This is a genomic window from Streptomyces yaizuensis, assembly GCF_034961445.1.
GTDB lineage: Bacteria > Actinomycetota > Actinomycetes > Streptomycetales > Streptomycetaceae > Streptomyces > Streptomyces yaizuensis.
The window spans coordinates 269,998-283,456 of the sequence record NZ_BSBI01000006.1; the positions used below are offsets into that span (position 1 = coordinate 269,998).

The window sequence follows — 13,459 nt, forward strand, 5'->3', positions numbered from 1 at the left end:
AGGATCGGGCTTCCGGTGCGGGTGCGGATCTGGCGGCTCTTTCTGGCCGCTGCTCACCGACACTTCTGGTGCGCTTTGGTGCGGAGCCGCCCCGGCATACGGAGAAAGGTGAGAATGGGCCGCCCGGGAAGTCTCCTACTGTACAGACGCTGAAATTACGCTTGACAATCCCTTGGTCTGGGCTGTCATAAAGAATGCGTCATAGGAAGCAATGAACGCCTCGCGTGCCTCCCTGATTTCATTCATAGCACCCTCGAACCTTTGCGGATCATTCAATTCCCACTCTCGTGGGATCTCAAGGCGTGAATTCTCCCTCCCCTCGTACCACATGTGATCCGATATCTTGTTGATCAAATCGCTTCCAGCTCCGATGAGCGCTCGATATGAATCATCAACATCGTTATCAATAAACCCTCTGGGTTCTCGATCGAAAAAATCGATCATTTTTTCGAGACTCTGGAATGGTCCTGCGGGGATTCGGGTTGCGATGAAACATTCTCGGAACCAAGTTACAAAGGGGCTCTGAGGCGATGCCTTCTCGTTGATCGCCCTGAACATCTCGGTGTCATGCTCGGATGGGGTAGTCAGTCGAGAGGTCAGAGATTCGATCTCCGCTTGGAGTTCATGAATCTTCCCGCGCGCCGAAAAGGCAATGTTGGCCACTACTACTACAGTCGCAAACAAGAGTATTGTCGTGAGTGAAATCAGGGCGTACTCTTCCTTCAGCCAATTACGCACTCCTGGCGATGCAAGAAAGAGGGCGGTTGCGGACATGTCGGCTACCAGTCCCGCGGTAAGGGCCATTACGGATCCGCTGATCTTTTCACTTGCTAGCCGCGACGGCATCGAGTCTCCTTGAAAATGTTCGGACACCTCAACGCGACATCATATTGGGGAGCGCTGTCGGTGAGGGGATTTTCCTGAAGGTCGGTGGAGGGGCTTTGGGCGGGAGCTGCCATGGGGCGAGAGATCGGGGCCCGTAAGCTGCTGGCGACTCGGGCAGTCTCTGGACCTGCCCGCTAAGGCCCGATGTGGGCCCCGATCTTCGAGGCTCGCCCCATGGTGGCTGCCTAAAGCCGTGGAGCCGACCCCCAGCCATAGAGGGGTTCTCTCCCGATGTCATGGCGTGCTGTCGCTGGCGCGGTCGGCGGTCCGGGCTGGAGCGGGGCGGAGACAGGAGCGGCGGCCCGGGGGAGCCGGGCCGCGCGCGGCGAGCGGAGCGAGGCGCCTTGAACCAGTAGAGAAAGTTGTAACTCACACCTCGGTCGGGTCGATGAGGGTGAATCGATCCAGACGGACGATGAGTTGGCCGGCGATGGTCCAGCGGATGGCGGGGCTGTCGAACGGGATACCCCTGGCGTCAACGGCTACGGGCTGCTCGCTGGGTCGGTAGAGAGCACCGTGGACTCCTACCGGGGTCCACCGCCGGACTCGTAGTGCCACGTAGCGGCGCCTGAGGTGGGGACACGCCTTCGTCGCCACGGTCGCGCACGGTCGGCAGACCGGGGGATGCGGGGTCTCCAGCCCTTGAGGCCAGGAGTCCGGGTCGTCCTCCGCCTCGCCCAGGAGCCAGAGGACTCCGCGTTCGTCGCAGTCGGCGGGCTTGCCGCAGACCTGGCAGAGCACGTTGGCCATCGCCAACCGCTGACGCAACGCGTGCACCGCTCCGAAGTCGGGCTTCCCCTTACCCGGAGTGGAGGGGATCCGCCGCCACAGCACACCCCGGGGGTCCCGGTCGAAGGAACGCTCGTCCGCGTACGCCAGTCGCCCGCGCCGCACCACCACTCGTACCTTCGCGGGGGCCTCCCCGGTCCACTGCGTGATGTACGGGACGGTGCCCTTCGGGAACGTCGCCTGGGTCATCCGGCGCACCGCCCCGCGAGCTGGCCGGCGTCGTGGTGCACGTCCTGGTGGACGAGGTCGGTGACCTTGTCGACCGCTCGGCCGCCGGGGACCCGGCTGATCTCTTCCGGAAAACCTGGGCAAGTGAGGCCCCAGACTCGATTTGTGCTCGTATACTCGTGCATACAAGTTCCTTCGTGCTGGTAGGCCGCCATGTGCAGCGGGTTCGGGCTAGACGAGTTTCACGCCGTCGTGGGCGCGGATGGCCGGCGGGTTCGCCGCGTCGAGTGCGTCCAGGACGCGGATCGCATACGCCTCGTCGGCGAGTTCGGCGACTTCGTCGCGGGTGACCCAACGCAGCGCGCGGGTCTCGCTTCCGGTGGTCGGCGTGCCGTCGGCGGCCTCGCACCGGAAGACCAGGGAGACGATCAGCCCCGTCATGTTCTTGTAGATCCCGGTGAGTGTCGCGGGAAGCGCGATCTTGATTCCGGTTTCTTCGAGGACTTCGCGCTGAAGGGCCTCGGGGATCGTCTCCTCACGTTCGAGGACCCCGCCCGGGGGCTCCCAGTGGCCGTTGTCGCGGCGCTGGATCAAGAGGGCCCGGCCGTGGTCGTCAACGATCACTCCGGCGACGCTCACGGAATGCGGGCGTTCAGGGTTCACGATTCCCGGGACCTCTCGGATGGCTAGGCTCTCCACCGTAGCAACAAGAGTCGCCCACTCGTCTAGACACCTAAAGGAGTAAGACGTGCCTTCACTCTCCTCCGGCCTGCTCGGGGATCTCGACCCGACAAGTGATCGAGCGGTGTTCCGGCAGATCGCCGATCAGCTGCGTGAGGCCATCGACCGTGGGCGGTTCAAGGAGGGGGCGAAGCTGCCCTCGGAAGCGGAATTGGTCGAGCACTACGGGGTGTCCCGGATGACCGTCCGGAACTCCTTCTCCGTACTCCAGGGGGAGGGCTTGGTCCACGCGGAGCACGGCAAGGGTGTCTTCGTCCGCCCCCGGCCGCCCGTGCGGCGGCTCGCCTCGGACCGGTTCGCCCGGCGCCATCGCGATCAGGGGAAGTCCGCGTTCATCGTGGAGGCCGACGCGGCCGGCAGTCACCCCCAGGTGGACGGACTGGAGGTGAAGGAGGAGAAGGCGAGTCAGGACATCTCCACCCGCCTCGGCTCGGTGCGACGGGTCCTCGCCCGGCGTCGCCGGTATCTGCTGGACGGGCGGCCGGTGGAGTTCGCCACCTCGTACCTGCCCCTCGACATCGCGCGTGGGACGCAGATCGCCGAACCCAACCCCGGCCCCGGCGGCATCTATGCCCGGCTGGAAGAGCTGGGCCACCGCCTGGACCACTTCGAGGAGGAGATCCGGGCCCGCATGCCCTCGCCCTCCGAGGTGAAGACGCTCCGGCTGGCATCCGGCGTGCCCGTGATCCATCTGGTCCGTACCGCGTTCGATACGGAGGGCCGGGCCGTGGAGGTCTGCGACACCGTGATGGCGGCGGACGCGTACGTCCTCAACTACCAGCTTCCGGCGACCTGATGGGCTGAGGCGGTGGCCAACGGTGGTGCGCGGGGCCGTCTTTCCGAACTCGTACACCCCAACAGGCATACTCGTATAGACGAGTGGGCAAGTTGTGTGGCAGGGTGATCGCCACGACCTCGGGGGAGTCCTCCCCCGGAATGCATCTTGTCTAGACGAGTAGATGGGGAGTTGGTTATGCGCACCATCCGTGTGGAGACCACGGCCGCCACGATCCTGCTCACGGAGGCACCGGAGCCCAAGATCCGGGACCGGCAGACGGGGGAGATCGCCAAGGACGCTGTCAGCGGCGAGTCCCTGATGACGATCGGCGTCGTCTACATCGAGGACGGTGAATCGGCGCTGATCAAGGTCACCGTCCCGGAGAGCGGGGTGGCGGACGGGCTGGCACTCGGGTCGCCGGTCGCGCTTCCCGGACTGCTGGCCCGGCCCTGGGAGAGCGTCTTCAACGGGCAGCAACGGCACGGCATCGCCTACCGGGCCGCCGCCGTCACCCCGGGCGCCTTCCCGTCCGCCCTCGGCGCCATCGCCTGATGACCGACCCGACGACGATCCTGGTGGTGGGTGGCCTCCTCGCCGTACTGGCTGGCGGGGCCGCCTACACCCGGGCCCGGCGCCCCTCCGCGCACTGGGCGGCGTTCGGAATGCAGGTCTCCGCCCTGCGGCTGCTCGGCTCGTACGGATCGGCCATGGAGGCATGCGGGCTCACCGTGCCGCCGTCCCGGCTGCGGGTCCTGCTGACCAGGGCCACCAGCCACCGCGTGATCCGGCCGGTCCCGCCCCGCCGGGGACTCATCCGACCGACGTCGACCGGCTTACGGCTCCGGCTTCGGCTCGCGCCGGGGCAGGAACCCGCCGATGTCGCCGCCTCGGCGGAACGACTCCGGCACGCCTGGGGCGTCCACGCCGTGTACGTCTCGACGGTCAAGCCGGGCATGGTCGAACTCCGGCTCGTCGGCTTCGACGTGCTGCGGCGGGTCCGGATGCCCCGCAAGGTCGACACCGGGCTTCTCAGGGTTCCGGTGGCACTGCGCGAGGACGCCACCGCCTACGTGCGGGACTACCGCGCCGTCCCCCACGGGCTCATCCTCGGCGCGACGCTGTCCGGCAAGTCCATGTTCCTGCGGCATCTGATCAGCGGGCTCGCCCGGCAGCCGGTGGCCTTGGTCGGGATCGACTGCAAGCGCGGTGTGGAGCTGGCGCCGTTCGCGCCCCGACTCTCCGCGCTGGCGACCGATCCGGAACAGGCCGCCGCGCTCCTGCCCGTACTCATCAAGGAAATGGAGGACCGATACGACGTGATCAAGGCCCGTCAGGGCATCTCATCAAGCACCCCGGACGAGGAGATCACCTCCGACATCTGGGGACTGCCGGACCACGAACGTCCCGTACCCGTCGTGCTGTTCGTGGACGAGGTCGCGGAACTCTTCCTCGTCGCCACGAAGAAGGACGAGGAACGGCGGGACGAGATGGTCACCCAGCTCATCCGACTCGCTCAGCTCGGCCGTGCCGCCGGCGTCTACCTGGAGGTCTGCGGGCAGCGCTTCGGCGCCGAACTCGGCAAGGGCGCGACCATGCTCCGAGCCCAGCTCACCGGCCGTGTCTGCCACCGGGTGAACGACGAAGGCTCCGCCAAAATGGCGCTCGGCGACATCGCGCCCGACGCGGTCATGGCTGCCTGCGCCATCGCCCCGGAACGGCCCGGCCTCGCCGTGGCCGGTGACACCTCCGGCGGCTGGTCCCGCATCCGCACCCCGTACCTCTCACTCAGCGACGCGGCCCGCACCTGCCAGAAGTACGCGCACCTGGTGCCCGACCTGCCCGCGCTGGAGCCGTTCCGACCCGCCCCCTGACCACGGAAGGAGCCGCACTGTGCGCGCTCATCTCGCCCGGGTCGACGCGGTACTCGTCCAGGCCGTCATCGCCGCCGCCCTCTCCTTCGCCCACATCCACGATGTCGCCCTCGCGGCCGGACAGGACGGTTGGAAGGCGTGGGCCTACCCGATCAGCGTCGACCTGCTGCTTGTCGCGGCCTGGCGGCGGCTGCGGACCGGGCCGTCGAAAGCCATGGGGTGGTGCTGGTTCGTCATCGCGCTCGCCGCCTCCCTCGGCGCGAACGTGGCCACCGCCGGACTCCTCGACTTGGACGACGTACCCGCGTGGCTCCGGATCCTCGTCGCGGGCTGGCCCGCCGTCGCCTTCCTCGGCGGAACGCTCCTCGTCCACTCGGCGCCAGAAGCGGAGCGCCTGGAGGACACGCCCGAACCGCCCATCCCGGAACTCCCACCCGCGCCGGTCCCGGCCGCCCTGATCGAACACGCCCGCAAAGTCGCCGCCGACCACCACACCCGTACCGGACAACCCATCGACACAGCGACGCTCCGAGCCCGCCTCGGCGTGCCCGCACCCATGGCCGACGCCATCGCCACCCACCTCTGAGCAGGAGACCACGATGCCCCGCCGCCACTTCCGCGACCTCATCCGCACCGGCCCCGTCCAGGTCGGCACCTCGTACGACCACAGGGGCCGCGAGCAGCACACCGCCGCCTGCACCGCCCCGCGCTGCGGCTTCTCCGCCGACTACGACAGCCGCGCCGCCGCCGAACTGGCGGCCCGTACCCACCGCTGCCCCGTCCGCTGAAAGGACCGTCCCATGAACGTGAACCTGCCGCTCGTCTTCGTCCTCGGCCTCTTCGCCTGGGGTGCGGTCAAGTTCCTCGGCGTCCGGACCTGGGTCGTCGTCGTGATCGCGCTCTTCGGCTTCTGGCTCTCGGACACCTTCCTCGCCCCCGCCATCAGGTCCGGCACGGAATCCGGAGTGTCCGTCATTAACGACCCACATGACTAGACGAGTAGACAGCTAGCGTGCCAACCCGGGGCGGTCTGATCCCGCCAAGAATCCACCGCCCCGGGGCGTCCCTCCCGACCGAGACAGTCAGAAGGAGAACGTCATCTTTACCAGCGCCACCCCGCCCCCGCTCCCCGAACTCCTCAATCTGGCCAACAGCGGCACCCTGCCGGGCATCCTCCGTCAGCTCTCCGGGCTCGGCGGCTGTACCCACCCGATCCGGCTCGACGGTCACCGCACGGAGTACGCCGTCGACATCCGGACCGGTGAGATCGGCTCCGTCCTGCACCACCTCGACGCGTCCGCGCTTCCGGCCGGCCATCTGCTGGTCCGCTGCAACAACCGGCGTGCGACCCGCTGCCGGGCCTGCGCGGAGGTCTACCGCCGCGACACCTTCCATCTCATCGCCACCGGCCTGCGCGGCGGCAAGGGCACCCCGGACACCGTCGCCGCCCACCCCCGGGTCTTCGCCACCTTCACCGCGCCCGGCTTCGGCCCGGTCCACAACCGCACGGACAAACGCTGCCGCTGCGGCGTCCAGCACGACCAGGACGACGCCGTCCTCGGCACCCCGCTGGACCCCGGCCGGTACGACTACGAAGCGGCGGTCCTCTGGAACGCCCACACCGGGGCACTCTGGCGGCGGTTCACCATCTACCTGCGCCGGGAGGTCGCCAAGCGTGCCGGACTCTCGCAACGCGCCCTCCGGCAGTACGCCCGGGTGGCCTTCGCCAAGGTCGCCGAATACCAGCGGCGCGGCGCGGTCCACTTCCACGCCGTGATCCGCCTCGACGGCCCGGACGGCGGCCACACCCCGCCCCCGGCCTGGGCCACCGCCGAACTCCTCACCGACGCGATCCACGCCGCAGCAGCCAAGGCCCGGGTCGACGGCCCGACGGTGGACGACCGGGCCCACTCCTTCACCTTCGGTCGGCAACTCGATGTCCGGACGATCCGGGGAGCCGACTTCCCGGGTGATCAGGCGCTGACCGACCGGGCCGTGGCCGCGTACATCGCCAAGTACGCCACCAAGGGCGCCGAAACCGCGACCGGAGCCCTGGACCGGCCCCTGAAGTTCGCCGCCGAACTCGCCCAGCTCGACATCTCCGACCACGCCCGCCGCCTCATCCGCACCGCCTGGACCCTCGGCGCCCGCAAGGACCTGGACCACCTCCGCCTCCGCGCCTGGGCCCACATGCTCGGCTTCCGGGGCCACTTCTCGACCAAGTCCCGCACGTACTCGACCACTCTCGGCGCCCTCCGCACCGCTCGTGCCGACTGGCGCCGCACACAGAACACCCCCGAGCATCCGACCGGCACGACGCACGTCCTCGCCCACTGGGTCTTCGCCGGAACCGGCCTCAGCGCCGCAGAGGAATGGCTCGCCGCATCCCTCACCCCCGCCCCCGGCACGGAAGGAGAACCCACCCATGCGTGACGACGAACTGCTGACAGTGGTTGAGGTCATGGCTCGGCTCCGGCTCAGTCGGACCACCGTCTACGAACTGATCCGTACCCGCCGGCTCGCCTCCATCCGTGTCGGCCGCGCCCGTCGCATTCCTGTGCAGTCCGTTCGCGACTTCATCGCCGGCGAGCTGAGGGAGGCAGCCTGATGGCCACCCGACGGAGCCGAGGAGACGGCGGTCTCCACTGGGACGACAAGCGTCAACGCTGGATCGCCACGGCCAGCCTCGGGTTTGACCCGAGCGGCAAGCGGATCGTGAATCGGGCGAGCGGGTTCACCTAGACGGCGGCCAAGAACAAGCTGAAGGAGATCCTTCGGGACTACGAAGACGGCCTCGCCATCGCGCCGACCGGCTACACGGTCAAGGATGCTGTGACCGATTGGCTCATGTACGGACTGGCCGGTCGGGACCCCGCCACGGTCAAGACGAACACGATCCTGTGCAATACCCACGTCATCCCGGCCCTGGGAGCCCGCAAGCTCCGTGACCTCAGCGCTGACGACGTGGACAGATGGCTTGCGGACAAGGCCAAGGCGCTCAGCACTCGTTCCCTGGAAGCGATCCGCTCCTGCCTCAACCGCGCGGTCAAGCGCGCCATGGCACGGGACAACGTGAAGCGGAACGTCGTGGAGCTGTGCTCAGTGCCCACCGGCCGCACTGGCCGGCCATCGAAATCCCTCACCCTCAAGCAAGCCGAGGCTGTGCTCGTCGCGGCCGAGGACTCCCCGCTGTACGCGTACTTCGTGGTGTCGCTGCTCACCGGTGGGCGCACGGAGGAGATGCGCCCCCTCCGCTGGGACCACGTCGACCTTGAGGGCGATCCGGACGTCGTTCCCGAGATCCCGCCGCACATCGCCGTCTGGCGCTCGGTCCGGAGCACCGGGGACACCAAGACGCGGAAATCCCGCCGGACCCTGGCCCTGCTCGGCCGCGCCGTCGACGTGCTGAAGGTCCAGCGGGAGCGCCAGGGCCGGCAACGGGTAGCGGCCGGTGACGAGTGGCAAGAGACTGGGCTCGTCTTCACCTCGGCAGTGGGCACTGAGCTGGACGCGGCGAACGTCCGGCGCGAACTCCGGAAGATTCTCGCGCGGGTCGCCCGGGTGCCCGGAATTGAGATCGAGCCGCATGAGTGGACGACGCGGGAGACCCGGACATCCTTCGTCTCGATCTTGTCCGATCGAAGCATCCCGCTGGAGGCGATATCCCGGCTCGTCGGCCACTCCAGCCCGGCCGTCACGGAGGAGGTCTACCGGAAGCAGACCCGTCTGGTGATCCAGACCGGGGCCGTCGCCATGGACGGGATCTTCGGCACGTCACCGCCCCCGAAGCGGTAGTCACGCAGTTAGTCACGCACAACGAATCAGGACCAGTGACTCACGTGAGTCACTGGTCCTGATCTGCTACTCAGCTGTCGGGGTGGCGGGATTTGAACCCACGACCTCTTCGTCCCGAACGAAGCGCGCTGCCAAGCTGCGCTACACCCCGATCGCCGCCACTGTCGTGGCGACATCGATTACTTTAGCCCACCGGCGCTCCCAGACGAAATCCGATTCGCGGGTGCGGCGGGCCTCGCGGTCAGGGGCGTTCCACCAGGGTCAGGAGGGTGGCCTCCGGGGGGCAGGCGAAGCGGACCGGGGTGTAGCGGCTGGTGCCGCAGCCCGCCGAGACGTGGAGGTAGGAGGTCCGGGCGTCGGCGGTGTGGGTGGAGAGGCCCTTCACGCGGTCGGTGTCCAGGTCGCAGTTGGTGACCAGGGCGCCGTAGAAGGGGATGCAGAGCTGGCCGCCGTGGGTGTGGCCCGCCAGGATCAGGGGGTAGCCGTCGGTGGTGAAGGCGTCGAGGGCGCGGAGGTACGGCGCGTGCACGACGGCCACGGAGAGGTCGGCGCTCTCGTCGGGGCCGCCGGCGACCTCCTCGTAGCGGTCGCGCTTGATGTGGGGGTCGTCCAGGCCGGTGAAGGCCAGGTCCAGGCCGTCGATCTTGAGGCGGCCGCGGGTGTTGCCCAGCCCGGCCCAGCCCGCGTCGTCGAAGGCGTCCCGCAGTTCCTCCCACGGGTTCTGGACCGGGGCGGCGACGGGCGCGTTCCCGTTGTGACCGTGGCGGCCCTGGGCCCTCTCGAACAAATAGCGGGCCGGGTTGCGGAGCGTGGGGCCGTAGTAGTCGTTCGAGCCGAAGACATAGACGCCCGGGAACTCCATCAGCGGACCCAGCGCGTCCAGGAGCTCGGGAACGCCCTCGGGGTCGGACAGGTTGTCGCCCGTGTTGACCACGAAGTCGGGGCGCAGGCCCGCGAGCGACTGGAGCCAGGCGCGCTTCTTGCGCTGGCCGCTGACCATGTGGATGTCGGAGACCTGGAGCACGCGCAGCGGGCGCATGCCCTTCGGCAGCACCGGGACCGTCACCCGCCGGAGGCGGAAGGAACGGGCCTCGAAGCCGGCCGCGTAGGCGATGCCGGCCGCGCCGATCGCCGTGATTGCCAGGGGTACTCCGTAGCGTGCGCGCATGCTGCCCATCGTCGCAGACCCCGGGGAGCGACCATGGGGCCGGGGCGGGCTTCGTGATCTTTGTACGAGGGAGAATGCCCAGGTCCGGGGTGCTGCGGGGGGTACAGGTGTTTTCTGGCGGATCTGTTCCGGCCGGGGAACCGGACCGTACCTTTGGGCGCCCGGGCCTCCGGTCGGGGCAGGGCGGGGCGGGGCGATCGCCGGGCCGGCGGGGCCGGCGGGGGCCGGGCCGCATAATGCGCGGCGCCGTGCGGCTCCGACCTGCCACACTTGTCCGTATGACCACGCTCAAGTCCAAGCTGCACGACGATCTCACCCACGCGATCAAGGCGCGTGACGAGCTGCGCTCGTCCACCCTCCGGCTGACCCTCGCGGCGATCAGCAAGGAGGAGGTGGCGGGCAAGACCGCCCGTGAGCTGTCCGACGACGAGGTCCAGAAGGTGATCGCCCGCGAGGCGAAGAAGCGCCGGGAGGCCGCCGAGGCCTTCGAGCAGGGCGGCCGGGCTGAGTCGGCCGAGCGGGAGCGGGCCGAGGGGGTCGTGCTCGACTCGTACCTGCCCAAGCAGCTGAGCGACGAGGAGCTGACGGCGATCGTCGCCGACGCGGTGGCCGAGGCCAAGGCCGGCGGTGCCGAGGGGCCGCGGGCCATGGGCGCCGTCATGAAGATCGTGAACCCGAAGGTGGCGGGCCTCGCCGAGGGCGGCCGGGTCGCCGCCGCCGTCAGGCAGCAGCTCGCCGGCTGACGGACTGGCTGACGGACTGACGTCGCCCCCGACATGCCGAAGGGCCCGGCTCCCCAGGAGCCGGGCCCTTCCGCATGATCACCCGTTTACGGGAGGCGAGGTCAGTCCCAGCCGCCGTTCAGGCCACCGCCCTCGCTGTCGCCGCCGTCCCCGTCGCCCCCGCCGTCCGACCCCAGGGTGGCACTGCCCGCACTGTCGCCGCCGGCGTTCTCGCCGTCGCCGCCCGCGATGCCGTTCTCCGGGATGGAGATTCCGGGGATCGGCTCCTCGTCGCCCGGCTTCCCGTCGTTGTCCCAGCCGCCGCCGTTGTCGCCGCCGTCACCGTCGGAGTCGCCGTCCCCGCCGCCGCCGGTGGTGGTGCCGGTGGTGGCGCCGCCCGTGTCCCCGTTGCCCGGGCGGTCGCCGCCCTTGGGCCGGTCCGGGATGGAGACGCTGTTGAAGGACGGGGCGTCCTTGTCCGCCAGCGCGCCGTTCATCGCGTCCCGCCAGATCGGGCCGGGCACCTGCCCACCGAAGACCTTGTCGTGGTAGATGCCGCCGATGGTGATGCCGAACATCTCCACCTGCTGGGTCGGCGAACCGACCCAGACCGCGCTGGAGAGGTTCGGGGTGTACCCGACGAACCACGCGTTCTTCCGGCCGTCCGTCGTACCCGTCTTGCCCGCGTTGGCACGGCCGGAAAGGCCCGCGCTCGCACCCGTACCGGAGTCGGAGACCACCCCGCTCAGCAGGGTGTTGATCGTGTCCGCGGTCCGCTCGCTCATCGTCCGCTCACAGGTGCTCTTCGGCACCCGCATGCTCTTCCCGTCCGCCGTGCGGATGGAGGAGATGGCGGTCGGGGTGCAGTGCGTGCCCCGGTTGGCGAAGGTCGCGTACGCGTTGGCCATGGTCAGCGGCGACATACCGGTGGAGCCGAGGGTCAGCGGCGCGGGCGCGACCGGCAGCTCTGCGCCGTTGCCCTGGACCAGCCCCAGCTCGGAGGCCATGTCGACCACCGGGCAGAGCCCTATGTCGTCGATCATCTCGACGAAATAGGTGTTGACGGACTTCTCCATCGCTTCCTTGAGGTCGTACGGGCCGACCTCCAGCTCGTTCTCGTTCTCCAGGTTGTCCGCCCGGTCGTTGATCCACATCTTGCCGTCGCAGGCCGGGATCGAGGACGGGTACGGCATGGAGTACGGCGAGGGGTAGACCTGCGTCGCCGGCTTGCCCTGCTCTATGGCCGCCGCCGCGACGAAGGGCTTGAACGTCGAACCGACCGGGAAGCCGTAGGCCGAGCCGCCCAGCTTCTGGTCGACCGAGTAGTTGATCTGGGTCTCGTTCTTGTTGAAGCCGTACGGTCGCGACTGCGCCATCGCGAGGATCTTGCCGGTGCCCGGCTCGACCATGGTCACCGCGGTGGCGACCTTGTCGTCCTGGTTCACATGGCTCTCGATCGACTCCTGCGCCGACTCCTGCGCCTTCGGGTCCAGGGTGGTCCTGATCGTCAGACCGCCGCGGTTCCAGATCTTGGCCCGCTCCTCGCGGGTCTTGCCGAAGACCGGGTTGGCGAGGAACGACTTCTGGACGTAGTCGCAGAAGAAGCCGGCGCCGTTGACCGCCGTGATGCAGCCGTTCTTGGGCCGGCTCACCTTCAGCTTGACGGCGGTCGCCTTGGCCTTGTCCGCCTCGGCCTGGGTGATGTCGCCGACGTCGGCCATCCGCTGGAGGACGATGTTGCGCCGCTTGCGCGCCTCCTCCGAGTCGTTGACCGGGTCGTAGCGGCTGGGCGACTGGACGAGGCCGGCCAGCATGGCCGCCTCCTCCAGCTTCAGGTCCTTCGCCGACTTGGAGAAGTAGCGCCGGGAGGCCGCCTCGACGCCGTACGCCTGCTGCCCGAAGAAGGTGATGTTGAGGTAGTTCTCCAGGATCTTCTTCTTGCCCAGCTCCTCCTCGACCTGGATCGCGTACTTCAGCTCCTGGATCTTCCGGCCGAGGGTCTGCTGGGTGGCCTGCGCGAACTTGGCGCGGTCGTCGCCCGCCTCCTCCACGAAGACGTTCTTCACATACTGCTGCGTCAGCGTGGACGCTCCCTCGGCCACCCCGCCGCTCGTCGCGTTCTTGTTGAGCGCCCGCAGCACACCCTTGAGGTCGATCGCGCCGTGCTGGTAGAAGCGCGAGTCCTCGACCGCGATGATCGCCTTCTGCATGTACGGCGAGATGTCCTTGAGCGGGACCACCGTACGGTCGCGGGAGTAGACCGACGCAATCAGCTCGCCGTCGGCGTCCAGGATGGTGGTGCGCTGGCTGAGCGGCGGCCGCTTGAGGTTGGCGGGGATCTCGTCGAAGCCCTTGACCGTCCCCTTGGCCGCCAGGCCCAGCACCCCGGCGGCCGGCAGGGCGATACCCGCCAGCACCGCTCCCGCGAGCACACTGACACCGAGGAACTTGGCGGCTTGTTGGGGTCCGGTCAGACCGCCACCGGAGCGCTTCTTTGGCATGTAAGGGAGCCTACGTTCTTGTTCGCCGGACACACGTATAG

15 protein-coding genes, 1 tRNA gene and 1 pseudogene are annotated in these 13,459 nt (G+C 68.6%); 10 read left to right on the forward strand and 7 right to left on the reverse strand.

What is annotated here, in order from left to right; genetic code table 11:
* Positions 1 to 135: 135 nt before the first annotated feature.
* From SYYSPA8_RS16915 to SYYSPA8_RS16930, 4 genes and pseudogenes are all read right to left on the reverse strand, one after another.
* Positions 136 to 846: a hypothetical protein gene (locus tag SYYSPA8_RS16915; RefSeq protein WP_323448017.1), complete on the reverse strand. Its 711-nt coding sequence runs from the start codon at positions 844 to 846 to the stop codon at positions 136 to 138.
* Positions 847 to 1,254: 408 nt separating this feature from the next.
* A complete protein-coding gene (locus tag SYYSPA8_RS16920) occupies positions 1,255 to 1,863 on the reverse strand; it encodes a hypothetical protein (protein ID WP_323448018.1) in 609 nt (202 codons plus the stop codon).
* 92 nt (positions 1,864 to 1,955) lie between these two features.
* Positions 1,956 to 2,027: pseudogene (locus SYYSPA8_RS16925) on the reverse strand (ATP-binding protein); the annotation flags it as partial.
* 46 nt (positions 2,028 to 2,073) lie between these two features.
* Positions 2,074 to 2,481, reverse strand: a complete 408-nt coding sequence (locus SYYSPA8_RS16930) for an NUDIX hydrolase (protein WP_323448153.1) — start codon at positions 2,479 to 2,481, stop codon at positions 2,074 to 2,076.
* 109 nt (positions 2,482 to 2,590) lie between these two features.
* Between SYYSPA8_RS16930 and SYYSPA8_RS16935 the strand changes: the two genes are divergently transcribed.
* From SYYSPA8_RS16935 to SYYSPA8_RS16975, 9 genes are all read left to right on the forward strand, one after another.
* Entirely contained in the window at positions 2,591 to 3,379 is a 789-nt protein-coding gene (locus SYYSPA8_RS16935) for a GntR family transcriptional regulator (protein WP_323448019.1), read from the forward strand.
* A 177-nt stretch (positions 3,380 to 3,556) separates the two neighbouring features.
* The gene (locus SYYSPA8_RS16940; protein ID WP_323448020.1) at positions 3,557 to 3,913 is read left to right on the forward strand and encodes an SCO3933 family regulatory protein; all 357 of its coding nucleotides are present in this window, start codon (positions 3,557 to 3,559) and stop codon (positions 3,911 to 3,913) included.
* Entirely contained in the window at positions 3,913 to 5,232 is a 1,320-nt protein-coding gene (locus SYYSPA8_RS16945; RefSeq protein WP_323448021.1) for an FtsK/SpoIIIE domain-containing protein, read from the forward strand. Before SYYSPA8_RS16940 ends, SYYSPA8_RS16945 begins: the two co-directional genes overlap by 1 nt.
* A 19-nt stretch (positions 5,233 to 5,251) precedes the next feature.
* A complete protein-coding gene (locus SYYSPA8_RS16950; RefSeq protein ID WP_323448022.1) occupies positions 5,252 to 5,818 on the forward strand; it encodes a DUF2637 domain-containing protein in 567 nt (188 codons plus the stop codon).
* 13 nt (positions 5,819 to 5,831) lie between these two features.
* Complete coding sequence (locus SYYSPA8_RS16955; RefSeq protein ID WP_323448023.1) at positions 5,832 to 6,020, forward strand: mobile element transfer protein; 189 nt, start codon at positions 5,832 to 5,834, stop codon at positions 6,018 to 6,020.
* A gap of 12 nt (positions 6,021 to 6,032) precedes the next feature.
* Positions 6,033 to 6,227: a hypothetical protein gene (locus SYYSPA8_RS16960; protein ID WP_323448024.1), complete on the forward strand. Its 195-nt coding sequence runs from the start codon at positions 6,033 to 6,035 to the stop codon at positions 6,225 to 6,227.
* A 148-nt stretch (positions 6,228 to 6,375) separates the two neighbouring features.
* Positions 6,376 to 7,665 carry a replication initiator gene (locus tag SYYSPA8_RS16965; protein ID WP_323448154.1) on the forward strand — a complete coding sequence of 430 codons (1,290 nt, stop codon included), beginning with the start codon at positions 6,376 to 6,378 and terminating at the stop codon, positions 7,663 to 7,665.
* The gene (locus SYYSPA8_RS16970) at positions 7,658 to 7,840 is read left to right on the forward strand and encodes a helix-turn-helix domain-containing protein (RefSeq protein ID WP_323448025.1); all 183 of its coding nucleotides are present in this window, start codon (positions 7,658 to 7,660) and stop codon (positions 7,838 to 7,840) included. The genes SYYSPA8_RS16965 and SYYSPA8_RS16970 overlap by 8 nt, the downstream gene beginning before the upstream one ends.
* A gap of 152 nt (positions 7,841 to 7,992) precedes the next feature.
* Positions 7,993 to 9,027, forward strand: coding sequence for a site-specific integrase (locus SYYSPA8_RS16975; RefSeq protein ID WP_323448155.1), 1,035 nt, complete (start codon positions 7,993 to 7,995; stop codon positions 9,025 to 9,027).
* Between the two features lie 77 nt (positions 9,028 to 9,104).
* Here the strand turns inward: SYYSPA8_RS16975 and SYYSPA8_RS16980 are convergent.
* Together SYYSPA8_RS16980 and SYYSPA8_RS16985 are read right to left on the reverse strand one after the other, a co-directional pair.
* Positions 9,105 to 9,178 (reverse strand) — tRNA-Pro (locus tag SYYSPA8_RS16980).
* Between the two features lie 90 nt (positions 9,179 to 9,268).
* Positions 9,269 to 10,195 carry a metallophosphoesterase gene (locus tag SYYSPA8_RS16985; protein ID WP_323448026.1) on the reverse strand — a complete coding sequence of 309 codons (927 nt, stop codon included), beginning with the start codon at positions 10,193 to 10,195 and terminating at the stop codon, positions 9,269 to 9,271.
* A gap of 278 nt (positions 10,196 to 10,473) precedes the next feature.
* On the opposite strand from SYYSPA8_RS16985, the gene SYYSPA8_RS16990 reads away from it, so the two are divergent.
* Positions 10,474 to 10,938, forward strand: coding sequence for a GatB/YqeY domain-containing protein (locus tag SYYSPA8_RS16990; RefSeq protein WP_323448027.1), 465 nt, complete (start codon positions 10,474 to 10,476; stop codon positions 10,936 to 10,938).
* Between the two features lie 101 nt (positions 10,939 to 11,039).
* Here the strand turns inward: SYYSPA8_RS16990 and SYYSPA8_RS16995 are convergent, their stop codons facing one another.
* Positions 11,040 to 13,418 (reverse strand): transglycosylase domain-containing protein, encoded by a 2,379-nt coding sequence (locus tag SYYSPA8_RS16995; RefSeq protein ID WP_323448028.1) that lies wholly within the window; start codon positions 13,416 to 13,418, stop codon positions 11,040 to 11,042.
* Positions 13,419 to 13,459 lie beyond the last annotated feature (41 nt).

Excerpts from the sequence above, each read along its gene's own strand:
- SYYSPA8_RS16915 (WP_323448017.1), bottom strand. The coding sequence starts at position 846 with ATGCCGTCGCGGCTAGCAAGTGAAAAGATCAGCGGATCCGTAATGGCC.
- SYYSPA8_RS16920 (WP_323448018.1), bottom strand. The coding sequence starts at position 1,863 with ATGACCCAGGCGACGTTCCCGAAGGGCACCGTCCCGTACATCACGCAG.
- SYYSPA8_RS16940 (WP_323448020.1), top strand. The coding sequence starts at position 3,557 with ATGCGCACCATCCGTGTGGAGACCACGGCCGCCACGATCCTGCTCACG.
- SYYSPA8_RS16945 (WP_323448021.1), top strand. The coding sequence starts at position 3,913 with ATGACCGACCCGACGACGATCCTGGTGGTGGGTGGCCTCCTCGCCGTA.
- SYYSPA8_RS16955 (WP_323448023.1), top strand. The coding sequence starts at position 5,832 with ATGCCCCGCCGCCACTTCCGCGACCTCATCCGCACCGGCCCCGTCCAG.
- SYYSPA8_RS16960 (WP_323448024.1), top strand. The coding sequence starts at position 6,033 with ATGAACGTGAACCTGCCGCTCGTCTTCGTCCTCGGCCTCTTCGCCTGG.
- SYYSPA8_RS16970 (WP_323448025.1), top strand. The coding sequence starts at position 7,658 with ATGCGTGACGACGAACTGCTGACAGTGGTTGAGGTCATGGCTCGGCTC.
- SYYSPA8_RS16985 (WP_323448026.1), bottom strand. The coding sequence starts at position 10,195 with ATGCGCGCACGCTACGGAGTACCCCTGGCAATCACGGCGATCGGCGCG.
- SYYSPA8_RS16990 (WP_323448027.1), top strand. The coding sequence starts at position 10,474 with ATGACCACGCTCAAGTCCAAGCTGCACGACGATCTCACCCACGCGATC.
- SYYSPA8_RS16995 (WP_323448028.1), bottom strand. The coding sequence starts at position 13,418 with ATGCCAAAGAAGCGCTCCGGTGGCGGTCTGACCGGACCCCAACAAGCC.